At 72.3% G+C, this 19,535-nt stretch carries 17 protein-coding genes and 1 pseudogene; 10 read left to right on the top strand and 8 right to left on the bottom strand.

What is annotated here, in order from left to right; all coding sequences use genetic code 11:
* From HFP48_RS10650 to HFP48_RS10630, 5 genes are all read right to left on the bottom strand, one after another.
* Positions 1–1,062, bottom strand: a complete 1,062-nt coding sequence (locus HFP48_RS10650) for an enoyl-CoA hydratase/isomerase family protein (RefSeq protein ID WP_029542902.1) — start codon at positions 1,060–1,062, stop codon at positions 1–3.
* The gene (locus HFP48_RS10645; protein ID WP_029542900.1) at positions 1,059–2,213 is read right to left on the bottom strand and encodes an isobutyryl-CoA dehydrogenase; all 1,155 of its coding nucleotides are present in this window, start codon (positions 2,211–2,213) and stop codon (positions 1,059–1,061) included. Before HFP48_RS10645 ends, HFP48_RS10650 begins: the two co-directional genes overlap by 4 nt.
* A gap of 12 nt (positions 2,214–2,225) precedes the next feature.
* The gene (locus tag HFP48_RS10640; protein WP_006940176.1) at positions 2,226–3,731 is read right to left on the bottom strand and encodes a CoA-acylating methylmalonate-semialdehyde dehydrogenase; all 1,506 of its coding nucleotides are present in this window, start codon (positions 3,729–3,731) and stop codon (positions 2,226–2,228) included.
* Between the two features lie 189 nt (positions 3,732–3,920).
* The gene (locus HFP48_RS10635) at positions 3,921–4,679 is read right to left on the bottom strand and encodes an SWIM zinc finger family protein (protein WP_050035011.1); all 759 of its coding nucleotides are present in this window, start codon (positions 4,677–4,679) and stop codon (positions 3,921–3,923) included.
* Positions 4,676–7,480, bottom strand: coding sequence for a DEAD/DEAH box helicase (locus HFP48_RS10630; RefSeq protein WP_198163299.1), 2,805 nt, complete (start codon positions 7,478–7,480; stop codon positions 4,676–4,678). The genes HFP48_RS10635 and HFP48_RS10630 overlap by 4 nt, the downstream gene beginning before the upstream one ends.
* Positions 7,481–7,670: 190 nt before the next feature.
* Between HFP48_RS10630 and HFP48_RS10625 the strand changes: the two genes are divergently transcribed.
* The 3 genes and pseudogenes from HFP48_RS10625 (at position 7,671) to HFP48_RS10615 (ending at position 9,709) form a co-directional block, all read left to right on the top strand.
* Positions 7,671–7,997, top strand: coding sequence for a hypothetical protein (locus HFP48_RS10625; protein ID WP_006940172.1), 327 nt, complete (start codon positions 7,671–7,673; stop codon positions 7,995–7,997).
* 81 nt (positions 7,998–8,078) lie between these two features.
* Positions 8,079–8,729 (top strand): annotated as a pseudogene (locus tag HFP48_RS10620) (HNH endonuclease family protein); the annotation flags it as partial.
* A 155-nt stretch (positions 8,730–8,884) separates the two neighbouring features.
* Positions 8,885–9,709, top strand: a complete 825-nt coding sequence (locus HFP48_RS10615) for a shikimate 5-dehydrogenase (protein ID WP_044476147.1) — start codon at positions 8,885–8,887, stop codon at positions 9,707–9,709.
* 10 nt (positions 9,710–9,719) lie between these two features.
* On the opposite strand, the gene HFP48_RS10610 is transcribed toward HFP48_RS10615, so the two are convergent.
* Positions 9,720–10,556: a sulfurtransferase gene (locus HFP48_RS10610; RefSeq protein WP_029542891.1), complete on the bottom strand. Its 837-nt coding sequence runs from the start codon at positions 10,554–10,556 to the stop codon at positions 9,720–9,722.
* A gap of 100 nt (positions 10,557–10,656) precedes the next feature.
* On the opposite strand from HFP48_RS10610, the gene HFP48_RS10605 reads away from it, so the two are divergent.
* The 3 genes from HFP48_RS10605 to HFP48_RS10595 all read left to right on the top strand — a co-directional run bounded on the left by HFP48_RS10605 (position 10,657) and on the right by HFP48_RS10595 (position 13,592).
* Positions 10,657–11,853, top strand: a complete 1,197-nt coding sequence (locus HFP48_RS10605; protein WP_168579487.1) for a benzoate/H(+) symporter BenE family transporter — start codon at positions 10,657–10,659, stop codon at positions 11,851–11,853.
* On the top strand, positions 11,850–12,326 hold the full coding sequence (locus tag HFP48_RS10600) for a thioesterase family protein (protein WP_006940160.1): 477 nt from the start codon (positions 11,850–11,852) through the stop codon (positions 12,324–12,326). The genes HFP48_RS10605 and HFP48_RS10600 overlap by 4 nt, the downstream gene beginning before the upstream one ends.
* A gap of 93 nt (positions 12,327–12,419) precedes the next feature.
* Positions 12,420–13,592, top strand: a complete 1,173-nt coding sequence (locus tag HFP48_RS10595; RefSeq protein ID WP_029542887.1) for a thiolase family protein — start codon at positions 12,420–12,422, stop codon at positions 13,590–13,592.
* 43 nt (positions 13,593–13,635) lie between these two features.
* Here the strand turns inward: HFP48_RS10595 and HFP48_RS10590 are convergent, their stop codons facing one another.
* Positions 13,636–14,106 carry an Lrp/AsnC family transcriptional regulator gene (locus HFP48_RS10590; RefSeq protein WP_072634951.1) on the bottom strand — a complete coding sequence of 157 codons (471 nt, stop codon included), beginning with the start codon at positions 14,104–14,106 and terminating at the stop codon, positions 13,636–13,638.
* Between the two features lie 166 nt (positions 14,107–14,272).
* Between HFP48_RS10590 and pdhA the strand changes: the two genes are divergently transcribed.
* From pdhA to HFP48_RS10570, 4 genes are read left to right on the top strand one after another with little or no spacing between them, the layout of a single operon-like run.
* Complete coding sequence (gene pdhA / locus HFP48_RS10585; RefSeq protein ID WP_006940155.1) at positions 14,273–15,376, top strand: pyruvate dehydrogenase (acetyl-transferring) E1 component subunit alpha; 1,104 nt, start codon at positions 14,273–14,275, stop codon at positions 15,374–15,376.
* A complete protein-coding gene (locus HFP48_RS10580; protein ID WP_168579486.1) occupies positions 15,373–16,356 on the top strand; it encodes an alpha-ketoacid dehydrogenase subunit beta in 984 nt (327 codons plus the stop codon). The genes pdhA and HFP48_RS10580 overlap by 4 nt, the downstream gene beginning before the upstream one ends.
* Positions 16,357–16,378: 22 nt before the next feature.
* Positions 16,379–17,671, top strand: coding sequence for a dihydrolipoamide acetyltransferase family protein (locus tag HFP48_RS10575; protein WP_246872542.1), 1,293 nt, complete (start codon positions 16,379–16,381; stop codon positions 17,669–17,671).
* Between the two features lie 21 nt (positions 17,672–17,692).
* Positions 17,693–18,868: an MFS transporter gene (locus tag HFP48_RS10570; protein WP_168579484.1), complete on the top strand. Its 1,176-nt coding sequence runs from the start codon at positions 17,693–17,695 to the stop codon at positions 18,866–18,868.
* On the opposite strand, the gene HFP48_RS10565 is transcribed toward HFP48_RS10570, so the two are convergent.
* Positions 18,865–19,482, bottom strand: a complete 618-nt coding sequence (locus HFP48_RS10565) for an NADPH-dependent FMN reductase (RefSeq protein ID WP_161997045.1) — start codon at positions 19,480–19,482, stop codon at positions 18,865–18,867. The two genes, HFP48_RS10570 and HFP48_RS10565, sit on opposite strands and share 4 nt — an antisense overlap.
* Between the last annotated feature and the right edge of the window lie 53 nt (positions 19,483–19,535).

Here is a 19,535-nt window from a genome sequence, read left to right as displayed (position 1 = left end):
TCAGGCGGTTTCCTTCTCGGGTGCGACGAGCCCGAGTTCGAGCTCGCCGAGTGGCTGGAAGTACGCGTCGACGTCCGCGTCGGTGACGTCGGCGAGGGTCGCCGGCGACCACGCCGGGTTGCGGTCCTTGTCGACCACCTGCGCGCGGATGCCCTCGACGAGGTCGTGCGAGCGCAACGACGCCAGGGACACCCGGTACTCCTCGTTCAGCACCTCTTCGAGGCTGCCGAGTTCGCGGGCGTGGCGCACCGATCGCAGGGTCACCTTCAGCGCGACGGGCGACTTGCCGAGGATCTGCTCGGCGGCTGCGCGGGCCTCGGGCTCCTCGGCGTCCTGCAGTCGGGCGACGATCTCCTCGACGGTCGGCGCCGAGTAGGCGGCGTCGATCCAGGAGCGCTGCGCGAGCAGCGGCGACTCCGGGGCCGGCTGGGCGAATTCGGCGAGCGCCTCGTCGACCGTGCCGGATTCGAGGGCGGCGACGAACTTGTCGAGCGCCTCGGACGGCACGAAGTGGTCGGCGAAACCGAGGGCGATGGCGTCGCCGGCCGTCATCCGGCCGGTGGTCAGGGCGAGGTGGGTGCCGAGCTCGCCCGGTGCGCGCGAGAGCAGCCAGGTGCCGCCCACGTCGGGGACGAAGCCGATGCCCACCTCGGGCATCGCGATCGTGGAGCGTTCGGTGACGACGCGGACGTTGCCGTGGGCGGCGATCCCGACGCCGCCGCCCATGACGATGCCGTCCATGAGCGCCACGTACGGCTTCGGGTAGCGGCCGATGGCGGCGTTGAGGATGTACTCGTCGCGCCAGAAGTCCTGCGAGCCGGTGCCCCCGTCGCGGGCGTCGTGGTAGATCGAGACGATGTCACCGCCGGCGCACAGGCCGCGCTCCCCCGCCCCGTCCACGACGACCGCACGGACCGAGTCGTCCCCGGCCCACTCGCCGAGCGCGGCGGCCGTCACCTTCACCATGTCGTAGTTCAGGGCGTTGATGGCCTTGGGCCGGTTCAGGGTGATCCGGCCGATGCCGCCGGAGACCCGGACGAGGACGTCTTCCGTCTCGGTCATTTTGCTCCGTTCTGCGCCGCGGCCACCACGCTGCGCGCGACGACCACCCGCATGATCTCGTTGGTTCCTTCGAGGATCTGATGCACCCGCAGATCCCGCACGATCTTCTCGAGCCCGTACTCGGCAAGATAGCCGTAGCCGCCGTGCAGTTGCAGCGCGTCGTTGGCGGCGTCGAAGCAGGCATCGGTGGCGAATCGCTTCGCCATGGCGCACAGCTCGACCACGTCGTCGGCATTCCGGTCCAGCGCGTCGGCCGCGCGCCACAGCAGGGTGCGGGAGGCCTCGATGCCGGTGCGCATGTCGGCGAGCCGGAACTGCAGGGCCTGCGAGTCGAGCAGCCGCTCGCCGAACGCCTTGCGTTCGGCGAGGTAGCCGACGGTCTTGTCGAGCGCGGCCTGAGCGCCGCCGACCGAGCACGCGGCGATGTTGAGCCGGCCTCCGTTGAGCCCGTGCATGGCGATGCGGAAACCGCTGCCCTCCTCGCCGAGCAGGTTCTCGGCGGGCACCCGGGCACCGTCGAAGATCACCTGCCGGGTGGGCTGGGCGTTCCAGCCCATCTTCTTCTCGTTGGCGCCGAAGGACAGCCCGGGGGTGTCCTTCGGGACGATGATCGCGGAGATGCCGCGCGGGCCGGGCTCGCCGGTGCGCGCCATCACCACGTACACGTCCGACGTGCCGGCGCCGGAGATGAACTGCTTGGCGCCGGTGAGGACGTACTCGTCGCCGTCGCGGACGGCCCTGGTGCTCAGGGCCGCCGCGTCGGAGCCGGCGCCGGGCTCGGTCAGGCAGTAACTCGCGAGCTGGTCCATCGAGCAGAGCCCGGGGACCCAACGGCGGCGCTGCTCGTCGTTGCCGAACCGGTCGATCATCCACGTGACCATGTTGTGGATGGAGATGTAGGCGGCGATGGACGGGCAGCCCTTGGCGAGTTCCTCGAAGATCCGGACGGAGTCGAGGCGACGCAGGCCCGACCCGCCGACGTCCTCGCGGACGTAGATGCCGCCCATCCCGAGGGCCGCGGCCTTGCGCAGGACGTCGACCGGGAAGTGCTTGGTCTGGTCCCATTCGACCGCGTTCGGGGCGAGGAACTCGGCGGCGAAGTCGCGGGCGGTGTCGCGGATCGCCCGGTCGTCGTCGGTGAGGGTGAACATCGGTATCTCGTCCTAGTCCATCGTCGGGATGACGAAGTGGTCGGCGTTCTCCTTCAGGCCGGAGAACCAGCGCTGCGTGACGGTCTTGGTCTTGGTGTAGAAGCGGATCGAGTCCGGGCCGTGCTGGTTGAGATCGCCGAAGCCGGACCGCTTCCAGCCGCCGAAGGTGTGGTACGCGATCGGCACCGGGATCGGCACGTTCACGCCGACCATGCCGACGTTGACGCGGTTGGTGAAGTCGCGGGCGGTGTCGCCGTCGCGGGTGAAGATGGCCACGCCGTTGCCGTACTCGTGCTCCGAGGGCAGCCGCAGGGCCTCCTCGTAGTCGTGCGCGCGGACGACGATCACGACGGGACCGAAGATCTCCTCGCGGTAGATCTTCATCTCCGCGGTGACGTTGTCGAACAGGGTGGCGCCGGAGAAGAAGCCGTTCTCGTGGCCCTCGAGCACGAAGTCGCGCCCGTCGACGACGAGCTCTGCGCCCTCGTCGATGCCGGACTGGATGTAGTCGTGCACCCGCTGGCGAGCCTCGGCGGTGACGAGCGGGCCGAAGTCGGCGTTCGGGTCGTCGCTGCGGCCGACCTTCAGCTCGGCGACGCGTTCCTTCAGCTTGGCGACGAGAGCCTCGGCGGCCTCCTCACCGACGGGCACCGCGACGGAGATGGCCATGCAGCGCTCACCGGCGGAGCCGTAGCCGGCGCCGACGAGGGCGTCGGCCACCTGGTCCATGTCGGCGTCGGGCATGACGATCGCGTGGTTCTTGGCGCCGCCGAAGCACTGGGCGCGCTTGCCGTGGGCGGCGGCGGTCTCGTAGATGTACTGGGCGATCGGCGTGGAGCCGACGAAGCCGACGGCCTTGACGCGCTCGTCGGTCAGCAGCACGTCGACGACGGTCTTGTCGCCGTTGACGACGTTGAACACGCCGGCGGGCAGCCCGGCCTCGATGAACAGCTCCGCCAGGCGCAGCGGCACCGACGGGTCGCGCTCGGAAGGCTTGAGCACGAACGCGTTTCCGCACGCGATGGCCGGTCCGGCCTTCCACAGCGGGATCATCGCGGGGAAGTTGAACGGGGTGATGCCGGCGACGACGCCGAGCGGCTGGCGCATCGAGTAGACGTCGATGCCGGTGCCGGCGGAGTCGGTGAACTCGCCCTTGAGCAGGTGCGGGATGCCGGTGGCGAACTCGATCACCTCGAGGCCGCGCTGGATGTCGCCCTTGGCGTCGGCGACGGTCTTGCCGTGCTCGGAGGACAGCAGCCGCGCGAGGTTGTCCATGTCGTCCTGCACGAGCTGCAGGAACTTCATCAGCACGCGGGCGCGCTTCTGCGGGTTGAACGCGGCCCATTCCTTCTGAGCCTCGACGGCGTTCGCGATGGCGGCCTCGGCCTCGGCGACGTCGGCGAGCGGAACCCGGGCCTGCACCTCGCCGGTGTTGGGGTCGAAGACGTCGGCGAACCGGTCGGAGGCGCCGGGGATGTGCTTGCCCCCGACGAAGTGGGTGAGTTCTCGAACGCTCATGTCCGGATCCGTCCTAACTGGTCGAATTCTCGTGTTTCGGTGGGATGATCGGGGGCAGCGGACGACACCCCCGGCAATGTGTGCTCATCCTATAGTTGGAAGTCCATGTATGTCCATAGGTGGCTGCGCCGCCGGTGCGGCCTTTGGGTCGCTTCAGCCGCCCAAAGGACGCACCGGCCGAGGAGCGGCCTATCGCAGCCGCCGGTACATCTCTTCCAGGTCGGCGGCACCGCGGATGACCACCGACTCGTCGGTGCCGCCGGCCCGCAGGACCCGCCGCAACAGCATCGGATCGAGATCGTCCAGCGCGGGCCGGTACGGCTCGGCCGGCAGATCCGGCAACCGGATCGCGTCCCCGTAGAAGTCCTCGTCGTCGGTCTCGGCGGCGTCCACCCCGCCGATCAATGCGTTCAGGTCGACCCCGCGCAGGGTGAGCACCGCCAGCGGCTGCTCGTCGACGTGCTCGGCCAGCAGGTACCCGACTGCCGCCGCGTGTTTGCACGGCCACCCGTCGTCGGGGCACGTGCAGTCGAAGTCCAGTTCACCGGCGCGCCGCGGCAGCAGCAGCGGACCCAGTTCCTCCGGCAGCGTACCGCCCGCGAGCCGGACCAGCATGCCCGGAGCCGACCGCACCCGGTCGATCAGCTCCGTGACCGCCTCCTCGTCGAGCGTGCGGATCGAGACCGTCGAGGTGAACGGGCGCAGCTGACTGCCCTGCACCTCCCCCACCGCCACGCCGGGCTCGAGCCGCATCGAGACCACCTGTCCCGACCGGGCGTAGGTCCGGCCCCGCGCCAGCCGGCCCTTGTCGGCGACCTGCTCCATCGCCGAGACCAGCTCCTTCGACCACCAGGTGCGTCCGATCGACCCGCGCTTCGTCCGCGCCTCGATGCCGCCGACGACCCGCCGGCGCTTGCCGTAACGGTCGAACCCGCCGGCCGGGCTCACTCGCCCACCGCCTCGTCGCCCAGGGACAGCAGCGAGTGCAGCTGCTCGGTGGACAGCTCGGTGATCCAGTTCTCGCCCGCTCCCACCGCAAGCTCCGCCAATTCCTGTTTCCCCGCGATCATTTCGTCGATCCGTTCCTCCAGCGTGCCGACGCACACGAGCTTGCGGACCTGCACGTCGCGGCGCTGGCCGATGCGGAACGCCCGGTCGGTGGCCTGGTTCTCCACCGCCGGATTCCACCAACGATCCAGGTGCACCACGTGATTCGCGGCCGTCAGGTTCAGGCCCGTGCCGCCGGCCTTGAGCGAGAGCAGCATCATCGGCGGGCCGCCGTCGCCCTGGAACGCGGCGACCATCGCGTCGCGCCGGCCCTTGGACACCCCGCCGTGCAGAAACGGCACCGTGGTGTCGAACCGCTCGGCGAGATACGGGGCGATCAGCTCACCGAATTCCCGGAACTGGGTGAACAGCAGCGCCTTCTCGCCGTCGGCGAGGATCGACTCGACGATGTCCTCCACCAGCCCGAGCTTGCCCGAACGGTGCCGGCCCCGCCGCAGCACCCCGGAGCCGTCGCCCAGGTAGTGCGCGGGGTGATTGCACACCTGCTTGAGCCGGGTCAGCGCGGCGAGCACCGCGCCCTTGCGGGCCATGCCCTCCTTGTCCCGGATCTGCCGCATCATCTCGTCGACCACCGCCCGGTACAGCGCCGCCTGCTCGGCGGTCAGGTTGGCCCGCACCGTCTGCTCGAACTTCTCCGGCAGGTCCGAGATCACCGACGGATCGGTCTTGACGCGGCGAAGCACGAACGGCGACGTCAACGCCCGCAGCCGCGCGGCGGCGGCCGCGTCGCGCTCCCGCTCGATCGGGACGGCGAACCGGGCCCGGAACGTCGACGGCGAACCCAGCAGGCGGGGATTGGCGAAGTCGAGGATCGATCGCAGTTCCTCGAGCCGGTTCTCCACGGGGGTGCCGGTGAGCGCGACGCGGTGCCGCGCGGGGATCGCCCGCGTCGCGCGGGACTGCGCGGTCGCGGCGTTCTTCACGTGCTGGGCCTCGTCGAGCACCACCCGGCCCCAGCGCAGCGACCTCAACGGCGCCACGTCACGCGCGACGAGCGCGTACGTCGTGATCACCAGGTCGCTGTCGGCGACCGCCGCGGCCAGCGCGGCGTCGCGCAACCGCGCCGGGCCGTGGTGGACGTGCACGCGCAGGCCCGGGACGAACCGCTGGGCCTCGCGCTGCCAGTTGCCCACCACCGACATCGGGCACACCAGCAACGTCGGGGGCACGTCGTCGCCGCCCGCCCGTTCGTGGGCGAGCAGCGCGAGCACCTGCACGGTCTTGCCGAGGCCCATGTCGTCGGCCAGCACCGCGCCCAGCCCGAGGCCGCTCATGAACGCCAGCCACTCCAGGCCGCGCTGCTGGTACGGACGCAAGGTCGCGTGCAGGCCGGGTGGGGGCGGCACCGGTTCGGGCCGGACCTGCCCGTCGAGCAGGGTCGCCACCCAGCCGGTCGCGGCGACGTCGGTGACCTCCACCGGTGGCGGCTCGTCGCCGGTGAACCGGCCGAACAACGTCGCCAGCGTCGCGTCCGTCGCGCCCTGGCCGGCGACGTAGCGGGCGGCCCGCGCGAGCGCGATCGGATCGGCCTGCACCCACTTGCCGCGCAGCTTGACCAGGTCGCTGTTGGCCGCGATCAGCCGTTCCATCTCGGCGGGGGTGAGCAGCATGTCGCCCACGGCAAGCTGCCACTCGAACGAGACGAGCGCGTTCATGCCGACGGTGTCGTCCTCGGCGGCGACGGGTGCGACCGGCGAGGACACCTGCAGCCGCAGCGACGGCTCGAGCCGCGCCCACGCGCGCGGCAGCAGCAACGCGACGCCGGCCTCACCCAGCGCACGGCCACCGTGCTCCACGAGGTCGGTCACGACCCCCGTCGGCAGCAGCAGGTCCAGGCTGTCCGGGTCGCGCGGCACGTCCTGCAGCCGCGGATACGCCTTCAGGGCGGCGCCGAGCTTGCGGATCCCGATCTGCAGCAGCTGCGCGTCGGAGCCGTCCACCGGCACCGGCACCGGCGCCTGCCCCTCCGACCGCAGGCACACCTCGAGCCGCCACAGCGTGTCGGCGCCGATGCCGTCCTCCTCGTCGTCCGGTTCGACGAGCCGCAGCACCAGGTCGGGCTCGTTTCCGGCGAGCGAGGCCCGCCATTCGTCCAGCGCCTCGGCCATGCGCTGGGAGCCGCTGTGGTGCGGCTGCCCCTCGGCCAGGGCGGCGATCAGCGGATGCAGCGAGGTACCCACGTTGCCGATCAACGCCCGGGTGATCGGATCGGTGAGCTCGGTGGCGAGGTCGTCGAGGAGCGCCGCGGGCCGGCCGGCCTGCCGCTGCACCGGCGGCATCGCGGCGGACAGCTCGGCCGTCCAGGCCCGGATCCGGTCGCCGCCGAGCAGGCGCCACCGGGCCCACCACTGCCCGTCGGCGCGGTGCAGTTCCGGGGCCACCCGCCCGGCCTGCGCCCAGCGCTCGATGCCGCGGGCGACGTGGGCGAGGTAGCGCAGGTCCCCGGCCACCCCCTCGGCGTGCCGCGGCAGCGCCAGCAGCAGCTCCGCGGCGTCGGGCGGCGCGACCGCCACCGCGGGGATCCGCCGCGGAGCGTCGTCGCCGGGCAGACGCAGCTCGACGCGGTGCCGGAACGGCCGGTCGATCCATCGTCGCAGTACAGCGGGTGTGTCGTCGGGCGGGTCGTCGCCGTCGCGCCACAGCATCAGGCCCGCTCCCGGTGACCACAGCCCGTGCAGCATGCCCACCATGGTGCCAGCCGCGACCGACACCGTCGTGACGGGCTGGGGGCGCACGCCCGCCGTCGTGGCGGGTGGGCCCGCGCGGGACGGTCGTGCCGAGCGTGCGCCGAGCGCCGGTGACGATCGGCCCTGGATCGGGCTCGCTCCCCGGAGGACACTGGGCTGCAGGTGCACCCACCAGGAGACTGCGATGTCGATCATGATCCAGGTCCTCGAACAGGCCTACAGCGCCCACACCCCTTGGGAGCAGGTCAAGTACGCGTTCGTCGACTCCGAGCACATCACCACGATGCGGCTCGACGGCCAGTGCGGCGTGTGGCTCGACGGGACGAAACACGGTGAGTCCCACCGGCTCGCCGCCACCGCCACCGCGGAGCAGGCGGTGTTCTTCCTGCTGACCGTGTTCGACCGGATCGCCGAGTGCAGGCAGCACGGGGGGTCGTGGATCGTCGGGCACGACGGCCGCACCATCGAGTCCATCCACGCGACGCGGTTTCCGCTGACGACCGACGGCTGAGCGGGCACCGGCGCCGTCGCTGTCGGTGCGGTCGGTGAGAATGTCCGCGTGCGAGGGGGCGCAGCGTTCTGGGGGCTGGTGGTGGCGGTCGCGATCGCCGTGTCGTGGGGTTGGGACCGGATCGAGTCGAACGTACCACCGGCACCGGGCAGCCCCGGCCGCGGCGAGCTCGAACAGTTGCTGGCGCGGGCGGCGGTGGTGCCGCACCGGCCGCAGGTGCCGGGGTACGAGCGGGGGTGCGGACCGGGCGAGGGGTGCGTGTTCGGGGAGGCGTGGTCCGACGACCATCCGGGACCCGGCGGGCGCGACGGGTGCGACACCCGCAACAACGTGCTCGCCCGCGATCTGCGCGACGTGGCGTTCCGGCCCGGCACCGGCGACTGTGTCGTCCTGTCGGGCACGCTGACCGACCCGTACACCGGGGCGCGGCTCGAATTCCGTCGCGCCGAGGGCCGGGCCGTCCAGATCGACCACATCTACCCGCTGGCGGCGGCGTGGGACCTCGGGGCGGCGGCCTGGCCGGCCGAACGGCGCCGGCAGTTCGCCAACGACGTCGCCTACAACCTGATCGCGGTGGACGGCCCGGCGAACGAGGACAAGCGCGATCACACCCCGGCCGAGTGGCTGCCGCCGGCGGCGGCGTATCGCTGCTGGTTCGCGGGCAAGTACCTGTCGGTGGCGGTGCGCTACGGGCTGCCGATCACGGTGGCCGACCGGCGGGCGCTGGCGTCGACGATCTCCGCGTGCCGAGCCCGTCGTCGCGGCGATCGCCCGCTCGTCGGTCGGACCCATCCACGAATTGCCCGCGCGGACGCCCGGTGGTCGCGCGGCTGCCGCCCTCCGGCGCCGTGCCCCGCATCCGGGCGCAGGGAACTAGCGTGGCACTCATGGTTTCGCGCATCACCAAGGACACCCGCCTGTGCATCTCGCTGTCGGGCCGCCCGAGCAACATCGGCACCCGCTTCCACAACTACCTCTACGACGAACTCGGCCTGGACTTCGTGTACAAGGCGTTCACGACGACCGACCTGCCGGCGGCGGTGGCCGGGATCCGCGGCCTCGGCATCCGCGGGTGCGGGGTGTCGATGCCGTTCAAGGAAGCGGTCATTCCCCTGATCGACGAGCTGCACGACTCGGCGCGGGCCATCGAGTCGGTGAACACCGTCGTCAACGAGAACGGGGTGCTGCACGCCTACAACACCGACTACCAGGCGGTGGTGGATCTGCTGCGCGAGCACGAGGTCGACCCGGCGTTGCCGGCCGCCGTCGCCGGCAGCGGCGGGATGGCCAAGGCCGTGGTGGCGGCCCTGCGCGACAGCGGGTTCGCGAACGTGTCGGTGATCGCCCGCAACGAGAAGACCGGTCGCCCGCTCGCGCAGCAGTACGGGTTCGACTGGCGGCCCGAGCTCGGCGAGCTCGCTCCGGGCCTGCTCGTCAACGCCACGCCGATCGGGATGGCGGGCGGGCCGGAATCCGGGCAGCTGCCGTTCCCCGAAGCTGCGGTGGGCGCGGCGACGACGGTGTTCGACGTGGTGGCGATGCCCCCGCAGACGCCGCTGATCCGCGCGGCCCAGGAGCGGGGACTGCCCGTGATCACCGGCGCCGAGGTCATCGCCCTGCAGGCGGCGCAGCAGTTCGCGCTGTACACCGGCGTGACTCCGACGCCCGAGCAGGTGCGCCGCGCGTCGGAGTTCTCCCGATCCGCGGCCTGAGTCCCGGCATTCACGCCCCGGTGGCGATCTCCCGGGCCGGGTCCCGGCACCACTGCGACCACGACCCCGGGAACAGGGCTGCGTCGATCCCGGCGAGGGCGAGCGCCGCAATCTGATGGGTCGCGGTCACCCCGGATCCGCAGTAGACGGCGACGGGACCGTCCCCGCACACGGTCGCGAAGCGGTCGGCGAGTTCCTCGGCGGTCCGGAACGTGCCGTCCTCGCGGAGGTTGTCCGTGGCGGGGGCGCTGACCGCGCCGGGGATGTGGCCGGCGCGCGGATCGACGGGCTCCTCGTCGCCCCGGTACCGCGCCGCGGCCCGCGCATCGAGCAGGGTTCCCCGCGAAGGGAACTCGGCCGCCTCGTCGATGCCGACGGTGGACATCCGGCCGCCGCGCAGGGTCACCGATCCCGGCTTCACGGCCTCCCCCGGCCCGGCCGCGAGGCCATGTCCCGCCGCCGTCCACAGCGACAGCCCGCCGTCGAGCAGGCGCACGTCCCGAAGGCCCGCCCAGCGCAGCAGCCACCAGGCCCGGGCGGCGGCGAGGCCCCCGGTGTCGTCGTAGACGGCGACGGTGTCGCCGTCGTCGATCCCCCACCGTCGCGCGTGGTCCTGCAGCCGCACCACGTCCGGCAGGGGGTGACGGCCTCGCTCGGGCGAGCCCGGATCGGCGAGCTCGGTCTCGAGGTCGACGTACACCGCTCCGGGGATGTGACCCTCGTGGTAGCGGTCCTCGCCGTTCGGGTCGTCGAGCGACCAGCGCACGTCCAGCAGGACCGGCGGCCTGCCCACCTCGACGAGATCGGCCAGTTCGCGCACGGTCATCAGCACGGGATTCGCAACCATGGCTCCGATCCTGGCACGCCCGCGCGGTGGGCGCCGCGCGACACGGGAGGTGCGGCGGCGTCCACTGCGGCAGAATGCCGCCCGGGTCCACTGCGGCAGAATGCCGCCCGTGTCAGATGCTCCCGCGCCCACCCGTCCCGCCCCGCTCACCCAGCCGATCGGGGCGGGCATCGTCACGGCCCTCGTCGGGTTCACCAGTTCGTTCGCGGTGGTGCTGACGGGACTGCGGGCGGTCGGGGCGTCGCCGTCGGAGGCGGCGTCCGGTCTGCTGGCGCTCTGTGTGACGCAGGGGCTCGGCATCCTGTGGCTGGCGCGGCGGTACCGCACACCGATCACCCTCGCGTGGTCCACGCCCGGCGCCGCGCTGCTCGCCGGCACCGGCGTGGTGGCGGGCGGATGGCCGGCCGCGGTGGGCGCGTTCGTCGTCGTGGGCGCCGCGATCGTCCTGACGGGGCTGTGGCCGCGGCTCGGCGCCCTGATCGCGGCGATCCCGACGCCACTGGCGCAGGCCATGCTCGCCGGGGTGCTCGTCCCGCTCTGCCTCGCCCCGGTCGAGGGGGTGATGTCCTCGCCCGCCTCGATCCTGCCCGTGGTGGCGACGTGGCTCGTGCTGCAGCGGCTGCGGCCGCGCTGGGCGGTGCCGGGGGCGTTCGCGACGGCCGCGGTGGTCGTGGCAATCCACCTGTCGCGCTCGGGAACCCGGCCCGCGGCGCGGGATCTGCTGCCCTCGATCGATCTCACGGCTCCGGCGTGGACGTGGCAGGCGCTGCTCGGCATCGCCGTGCCCCTGTACATCGTGACGATGGCGTCGCAGAACATCCCGGGCACCGCAGTGCTCGACTCGTTCGGTTACGCCACGCCGTGGCGGGCGTCGATGACGGTCGCGGGCCTCGGCACCGTCGTGGGCGCGCCGGCCGGTGGGCACGCGATCAACCTCGCGGCGATCAGTGCGGCGCTGGCGGCGGCGCCCGAGGCGGACCCGGATCCGGCACGCCGGTGGGTGGCGGCGTGGTCGGCGGGCTGGTCGTATCTCGCGCTGGCCCTGTGCTCGACCGGGCTCGCGACGGTCGTGGCGATGGCACCGGACGGGGTGGTCGAGGCGGTGGCCGGATTGGCCCTGCTCGCGACGCTCGGCGGGGCCCTGGCCTCGGCTCTGCGCGACGCGCCGGAGCGCGAAGCAGCGGTCGTGACGTTCCTGGTCGCGGCGTCCGGATCGACCCTGTTCGGTATCGGATCGGCATTCTGGGCGTTGATGGTCGGACTTGCCGTCCGCGTGGGACTATCGTCAGCACGGTGACGAACCGCCAGCCGACGACGCCCGCCGCCGACCCACCCGTTCCCGCCCGGTTCCCGGTCCTCTGGCCGATGCAGACCCGGTGGGCGGACAACGACCACTACGGCCACGTCAACAACGTCACCTACTACTCGTACTTCGACTCCGCGGTCAACGGATGGCTGATGGCCACGACCGGGGTCGACATCCGGGAGCTGGACGCGATCGGCGTGGTCGCGGAGACGTCGTGCCGGTATCTGGCGGAGCTGTCCTTCCCGGACCGGCTGCGCGTCGGCCTGGCGGTGGAGCGGCTGGGAACCCGCAGCGTCACCTATTCGCTGGCCATCTTCCGGGAGGACGGCGAAGGCGGGCTGCAGCCGGCGGCGACCGGGCGTTTCGTGCACGTGTACGTCGACGCCCGCACGCGACGTCCCGTGGCGATCCCCAAGGAGATCAAGAAGGCGGTCGCCCAGCTGGTGACGCCCCCGGCGGAATAGCTCCCGACCACCAAGCATCCGCTTGGCATTGTATTCATCTACCGGATTACACTCCGGGGCATCCGCACGTCCCCGAGAGAGAGCGATCCCAAGATGCGCGATGCTGTCATCGTCGAAGCCGTCCGTACCCCCATCGGCAAGCGGGGCGGCGGCCTGTCCGGCGTCCACGCCGTCGAGCTGTCCGCCCACGTCCTGCGCACCATCGCCGAACGCACCGGCATCGACCCGGCGCTCGTCGACGACGTGCACTGGGGCACCGTGCAATCCGTCGGCATGCAGTCCGGCAACATCGGCCGCATGGCCGTGCTCGGCGCGGGCTGGCCGGAATCGGTGCCCGGCTTCACCATCGACCGGCAGTGCGGCTCGTCGCAGCAGGCCGTCTCGACGGCGGCCGCGGCGGTGATCTCCGGCCAGGCCGATCTCGTCGTCGCCGGCGGCGTCGAGATCATGTCGGCGATCCCGCTGGGTTCCTCCGCCCCCGAGGGCACCGGGCAGATGGGCGGTCCGGCCCGCGAGCGGTACGCCGACGAGCTCACCGCGCCCGGCTTCCACGGCCGCTTCAACCAGGGCGTGGGCGCCGAGATCATCGCCGAGCAGTGGGGCATCTCCCGCACCGAGCTCGACGAGTACTCCGTCCGGTCGCACGAGCGGGCCGCCCGCGCGCAGGACGAGGGGTTGTTCACGGACGAGATCGCGCCGTACACCCTGGCGGACGGCACCGTGATCGCCGCGGACGAGGGCATCCGGCGCGGCTCCACCGTCGAGAAGCTCGCGGGCCTGAAGGCCCCGTTCCGGGAGAACGGAGTGGTCACCGCCGGCAACGCGTCCCAGATCTCCGACGGCGCCTCCGGGCTGCTGATCACCACCTCGGAGAAGGCGAAGGCGCTGGGCCTGACCCCGCTCGCGCGCGTGCACACCGCCGTGGTCACCGGCGACGATCCAGTCAAGATGCTCACCGGCCCCATCCCGGCCACCGCCCTGGCGCTGAAGCGGTCGGGACTGTCGCTCGACGACATCGACGCGTTCGAGGTCAACGAGGCCTTCGCCTCGGTACCGCTGTCGTGGCAACGCGAGACGGGCGCGCCGCTCGAGAAGCTGAACCCCCTCGGCGGTGCCATCGCGCTCGGCCACCCCCTCGGCGCCTCGGGCGGTCGCCTGGCCGCGACGTTGATCCACCACCTGCGCCGCACGGGTGGCCGCTACGGCCTGCAGACGATGTGCGAGGGCGGCGGCACCGCCAACGCCACGATCTACGAGATCCTCTAGTCCGCGGTGGTGCCTTCCGGGACCCGGTCCCGGAAGGCACGCCTCATCGCTGCGCCAGCCGCTCGAGCAGCGGCGTCGTGCGCGGACCCACCAGTTCGCGCATCACCAGCGCCATGTTGGTGCGCTCGACGCCGGGGATCTCGAGGATCTGCCCGGCCAGCCGGTAGAGATCCTCGGCGTCGCGCGCGACCACCTTCACCGACAGGTCCGTCTGCCCCGTCATGCCGTACACCTCGGTCACCTCCGGGATCTGCGCCAGGGCCGCGACGACCGAATCGAGCCGGTGCTGATCGACCCGGGTGGCGACGAACGCCGCCAGCGGATAGCCGAGAGCCTGCGGATCCACCCGCCGCTCGAACGACCCGAGGACCCCCTCCGCATCCCATCGCGCGAGCCGCGCCTGCACCGTGTTCCGGGACAACCCCAGACGCTGGGACAGCTCCACCCCGGTCGCCCGCGGGGTCCGCGCAAGCTCGAGCAGCAGCCGGGCGTCGGTGGCATCGAGACTGGTCATATTTCGCAGTATGACAGCGGCGGGCACCCCGAAACCGTGCTTACTGCACAATTGCGCATCGGCCGATTGCGCACCTGCACCCCGCGTGGATCATGTGAGGTACAACACAGGTCCGCCGGCCCGCCTCACGAGGGCGACCGGTCCCGCCATAGCGAGGTGGTGCACGGTGGTCGACAAGATTGCCTATCCGGTCCAGCTGATCCAGCCCGACGGACGACGGGTCTACAACCCCGAGTACTCCGCGCTCGTCGCCGACGTCGGACCCGACGAACTCCGCGCCCTCTACCGCGACATGGTCGTCGTCCGCCGCCTCGACGCCGAGGCCACCGCGCTGCAGCGGCAGGGCGAACTCGGACTGTGGGCGCCCCTGCTCGGCCAGGAGGCCGCCCAGGTCGGCTCCGCGCACGCCCTCCACCGCGACGACTACGTGTTCACCAGCTACCGCGAGCACGGGGTGGCCTGGTGCCGCGGCGTCGACCCCGCCGACATGACCCGGCTGTGGCGCGGGTGCGCCCACTCCGGCTGGGATCCGGCCACGGTCAATATGACCAATCCCGCCATCGTCGTCGGCTCCCAGGGCCTGCACGCCACCGGATACGCGATGGGCGCCCACTTCGACGGCGCCGAGATCGCCACCGTCGTCTACTTCGGCGACGGGGCGACCAGCCAGGGCGACATCGCCGAGGCCCTCGGCTTCGCCGTCGCGTGGGGCGTCGGCGTGGTCTTCTTCTGCCAGAACAACCACTGGGCGATCAGCCACCCGGTCCGGTCGCAGAGTCCCGTCCCGATCGCGCAGCGCGCCGCCGGCTACGGGATGCCGGCCGTGCAGGTCGACGGCAACGACGCGCTCGCGGTGCTCGCCGTCACCCGCCGGGCCACCCGGCATGCGCGGGAGGGCAGCGGCCCGTCGTTCGTCGAGGCCATCACCTACCGGATGGGCCCGCACACCACCTCCGACGACCCCACCCGCTACCGCACCCCCGCCGAGACCGAACTGTGGAAGGCCCGGGACCCGATCGACCGGCTCCACCGGCTGCTCCGGCGGGAAGGACACGCCGGCGACGAGTTCTTCGACGAGGTCGGCGCCGCCGCCGACGAGGCCGCGGCCCGGCTGCGCGCCGGCACCCTCGGTGCCCCGAACCCCGAGCCGCTGAGCATGTTCGACCACGTCTACGCCACCGACCATCCGATGATCGCCGAGGAACGAACCCGCTACCGCGACTACCTCGCCGATTTCGAGAACGCGACCCACGAGGAGGCGCTGTCATGACCACCACCACGCTGGCCCTCGGGGCCGCCCTCGGCGCCGGGCTGCGCCGGGCCCTCGAACACGACCGCAAGGTGGTGATCATGGGCGAGGACGTCGGCCGGCTCGGCGGGGTCTTCCGGGTCACCGACACGTTGCAGAAGGACTTCGGCGACAACCGCGTCATCGACACGCCCCTCGCCGAATCCGGGATCGTGGGAACGGCTTTCGGCATGGCCCTGCGCGGCTACCGGCCGGTGTGCGAGATCCAGTTCGACGGCTTCGTCTACCCCGCGTTCGACCAGATCGTCTCGCAGGTCGCCAAGATCCACTACCGCACCGCCGGGAGGGTCACCGCCCCCCTGACCGTCCGCATCCCCTACGGCGGCGGGATCGGTGCGGTGGAGCACCATTCGGAGTCACCCGAGGCGTACTTCACGCACACCGCCGGACTGCGGGTCGTCAGCCCGAGCCATCCGGCCGACGCCTACACGATGATCCAGCAGGCCATCGCGCTCGACGACCCGGTGATCTTCCTCGAGCCGAAACGCCGGTACTGGGACCGCGGCGAGGTCGACCTCGACGCCGAGCCCGACCTCCCGCTCGACAAGGCCCGCGTCGCCCGGCCCGGAACGGACGTCACCGTCGTGACGTTCGGGTCGATGGTGGCCACCGCGCTGCACGCCGCGCAGATCGCCGACACCGAGGGGCACTCGGTCGAGGTGATCGACCTGCGGTCCCTCTCGCCCATCGACTTCGACACCGTCGAGGCGTCGGTCCGGCGCACCGGACGGCTCGTCGTGGTGCAGGAGGCTCCGCTGTTCTGCGGCATCGGCGCCGAGATCGCCGCCCAGCTCGCGGAGCGCTGCTTCTACCAGCTCGAGGCGCCGGTGCTGCGGGTCGGCGGCTTCGACATCCCCTATCCCCCGGCGAAACTCGAGGCGTACCACCTGCCCGACCCGGACCGGATCCTCGACGCCGTCGACCGCAGCCTCGCGGCGTGAGGAGCCGGACATGGAACCGGGCATGAGCGAACACGGCACCGTGGTGACCGAACACAGCGAGGTCTTCCGGCTGCCGGACCTCGGGGAGGGCCTGACCGAGGCGGAACTGGTGTCGTGGTCCGTCGCCGTCGGCGACCGGGTCGAGCTCAACCAGGTGATCGCCGAGGTCGAGACCGCCAAGGCAACGGTGGAACTGCCCTCCCCGTACGCGGGAACGGTCGCCGAACTGCTCGCCGAGCCGGGCGCCGGCGTGCCCGTCGGGGCGCCACTGATCCGCATCGCGGTGCCGGTCGCGGCGGGCACCGCGCCGGCCCCGACCGGTGGCGGGGACTCACCCGTGCAGGTGCTCGTCGGCTACGGGCCGGGCGCCGCGCCGGTGAGCCGGCGCGCGGCCCGCGCCGCAGCGGCGGCACCGGCCCCGGCGCAGGCACCCCCACCGCCCGGGGAGCGGCACCGCCCCGACGCGAAACCGTCGGCGCGCCGTGAGGCCCGGCTCCTCGGGGTGGACCTCACCGAGGTGACGGGTACCGGCACGGGCGGGGCGATCACCGTCCCGGACGTCCGACGCGCCGCGGAGGAACGCGGATCCGCTACGGCGGCAACAGGATCGGATCGCGAGACCCGGACCCCGATCCACGGGATCCGCAGACGTACCGCCGCCGCGGTGGCGCGCAGCGCCTTCACCGCCCCACACGTGACCGTGTTCCTCACCTGCGACGTCACCGCCACGGTCGACCTCGTCGCCCGGTTGCGCGGCGCGGCCGCCTTCGAGGGCCGTCACCCGACGCTGCTCACCGTGGTGGCCAAGGCGCTGCTGCGGACGCTCGAGCACCAGCCCGTCCTCAACGCGGCCTGGGACGAGGAGCACCGGGAGATCGTCACCCGCCACTACGTCAACCTGGGCATCGCGACCGCCACCGACTCGGGCCTGATGGTGCCGGTGATCCGCGACGCCGACCGCATGTCGCTGCCGGGCCTCGCCGGCGCCGTCGCCCACGCCGCGGAGACCGCCCGCTCCGGCCGGGCCACCCCGGCCGACCTGACCGGCGGCACGGTCTCGATCACCAACATCGGCGTGTTCGGCGTCGACACCGGCACCCCCATCCTCAATCCCGGGGAGACGGCGATCCTCGCGCTCGGTGCCGTCACCCCGCGACCGTGGGTGGTCGACGGCGAACTCGCCGTCCGGCAGGTGACGACACTGTCGCTGTCGTTCGACCATCGTCTCGTCGACGGCGAGCAGGCAGCGCGGGCGCTGGCCGAGATCGGGGCGATCCTCACCGACCCGGTGCCGGAACTGCTCGCCGGTATCTGACGGGCGGTAGCGTCGGGACACGTGACCGCTCAGGATCTTCGCCGCGCCCGCGCGGCCGTGTTCGCCACCTTCGGCGTCAACGGGTTCCTGCTCGCGATGTGGGTGGTGCACATCCCCGCGATCGAGGAGCGCGTCGGCATCGACCACGCCACGCTGGGTTCCCTGCTGCTGGTCCTCGCGGCCGGGGCGATCGCCGGAATGCAGGCCACCGGTCCGCTCGCCGACCGGTTCGGCAGCGACCGCACCACCGTCGCCGCGGCGGTCCTGCTGGCGGTGGCGACCCTCGGCCCCGGCCTGGCCGGCGCGGCGTGGCAGCTGGGCGTGGCGCTCGCGGTGTTAGGGTTCGCGAACGGCGCCCTGGACGTGTCGATGAACTCGCAGGCCGTGGCGGTCGAGCAACGCTACCGGCGGCCGATCATGGCCGCGTTCCACGGCCTGTTCTCGGTCGGCGGGGTCGCCGGGTCGCTGGTCGGGGCGGCCGCCCTGGCGACGGGGCTCGCCCCGGCCGTCGCCCTCGGCGGCGCCGGCCTCGTCGGCGCGCTCGTCGTCGCGGTCTCGGCGCCGCACCTCGTGCGGGTGCCCCGGGTCGAGCACCCGCGCGAGGCCGGCCCGCGCGGCGGATACTCCCGCCGGGTGCTGCTGCTCGGCGGGCTCGCGTTCATGCTGATGCTCAGCGAGGGCGTCGCCAACGACTGGAGCGCCCTGCAGGTCAAGGAACACCTGGGCAGCCCGGATGCGGTCGCGGCGCTGGCCTTCGGCGCGTTCTCCACGACGATGACGCTCGGCCGCTTCGTGGCGGACCGCGTCAGCGCCCGCATCGGCGCCGTGGCCGTGGTCCGGTACGGCACGCTGCTGGCGGGGGCCGGGATGGGCACGGTCGTCGCCTCCCCGTGGCTGCCCACGACGCTCGCCGGATGGGCGCTGTTCGGGCTGGGCCTGTCCGGCGCCGTGCCGCAGATCTTCAGCGCAGCCGGGAACATCGACGCCGGCGCCCCGGGCCGCAACATGTCCCGTGTCGTCGGCATGGGATACATCGGGTTCCTGGCGGGGCCCGCCACCATCGGCTGGCTCTCGGAGGCGACGTCGCTCACCGCGGCGATGACGGTGCCGTTGGCATGTGTGCTCGCCGCCGCAGCCCTCGCCGGCTCCGTCGGTGAGCGGACCCGTCGCACGCTCGCGCGCGTGGACGGCCGCTAGCGCGGGAGGACGGTCAGGACCCGCACGACGTGGTCGCGGAACTCGCGCATGTAGTTGCGGAGGAAGTCCTCGGTGCCCGAGTTGTGGACGGTGCCGTCGTCCCCGAAGACCTCGGGCGTGTAATGGATGTACGCCTCGGGCGACGTCATCTGCCGCGCGTTGCAGAAGCTCAGCACGGCGCGCAGGCTCTGCTGGCCCACGGCGGTGCCGATCGCGCCGATGGAGGCGCCGATCACGGCGGCCGGGATGTGATCGAACGAGTTCTGCCCCCACGGGCGCGACGCCCAGTCGATGGCGTTCTTCAGCGCCCCGGGAATCGACCGGTTGTACTCGGGTGAGACGAACAGCACCGCATCCACAGCGGCGATCGCGTCCTTGAGCGCGGCCCCCTCCGGCGGGTAGTTCGCGTCGTAGTCGGGGCTGTAGAGCGGCAGGTCCCGGATGGCGATCTCGACGAATTCGAGGTCGTGCGGGGCGAGCCGGATCAACGCCTTCGCGAGGATACGGTTGATCGAGGTGGACGACAGGCTGCCGACGAAGTAGCCGACCCTGTACGTCCTCTCGGTCCCTGGGTGCTCGGTCCCTGGGTGCTCGGTCCCTGAGTGCTCGGTCACGGGACGCGTCCTTTCCGTCGGTGCCACGGGCCGGGGCACAGCCCGCCTGCCAC

The sequence above is a fragment of the Rhodococcus sp. DMU1 genome, assembly GCF_012272955.1.
Lineage (GTDB): Bacteria > Actinomycetota > Actinomycetes > Mycobacteriales > Mycobacteriaceae > Rhodococcus > Rhodococcus aetherivorans.
Note: the sequence above shows the minus strand (reverse complement) of the source record. Positions and strands in the feature narration are given on the sequence as shown.

Coding starts and splice junctions, on each gene's coding strand:
- HFP48_RS10640 (WP_006940176.1), bottom strand. CDS start 3,731: ATGAGCGTTCGAGAACTCACCCACTTCGTCGGGGGCAAGCACATCCCC.
- HFP48_RS10645 (WP_029542900.1), bottom strand. CDS start 2,213: ATGTTCACCCTCACCGACGACGACCGGGCGATCCGCGACACCGCCCGC.
- HFP48_RS10625 (WP_006940172.1), top strand. CDS start 7,671: ATGTCGATCATGATCCAGGTCCTCGAACAGGCCTACAGCGCCCACACC.
- HFP48_RS10605 (WP_168579487.1), top strand. CDS start 10,657: ATGCCGCCCGTGTCAGATGCTCCCGCGCCCACCCGTCCCGCCCCGCTC.
- HFP48_RS10575 (WP_246872542.1), top strand. CDS start 16,379: ATGAGCGAACACGGCACCGTGGTGACCGAACACAGCGAGGTCTTCCGG.
- HFP48_RS10615 (WP_044476147.1), top strand. CDS start 8,885: ATGGTTTCGCGCATCACCAAGGACACCCGCCTGTGCATCTCGCTGTCG.
- HFP48_RS10610 (WP_029542891.1), bottom strand. CDS start 10,556: ATGGTTGCGAATCCCGTGCTGATGACCGTGCGCGAACTGGCCGATCTC.
- HFP48_RS10650 (WP_029542902.1), bottom strand. CDS start 1,062: ATGACCGAGACGGAAGACGTCCTCGTCCGGGTCTCCGGCGGCATCGGC.
- HFP48_RS10630 (WP_198163299.1), bottom strand. CDS start 7,480: ATGCTGCACGGGCTGTGGTCACCGGGAGCGGGCCTGATGCTGTGGCGC.
- HFP48_RS10595 (WP_029542887.1), top strand. CDS start 12,420: ATGCGCGATGCTGTCATCGTCGAAGCCGTCCGTACCCCCATCGGCAAG.
- HFP48_RS10580 (WP_168579486.1), top strand. CDS start 15,373: ATGACCACCACCACGCTGGCCCTCGGGGCCGCCCTCGGCGCCGGGCTG.
- HFP48_RS10590 (WP_072634951.1), bottom strand. CDS start 14,106: ATGACCAGTCTCGATGCCACCGACGCCCGGCTGCTGCTCGAGCTTGCG.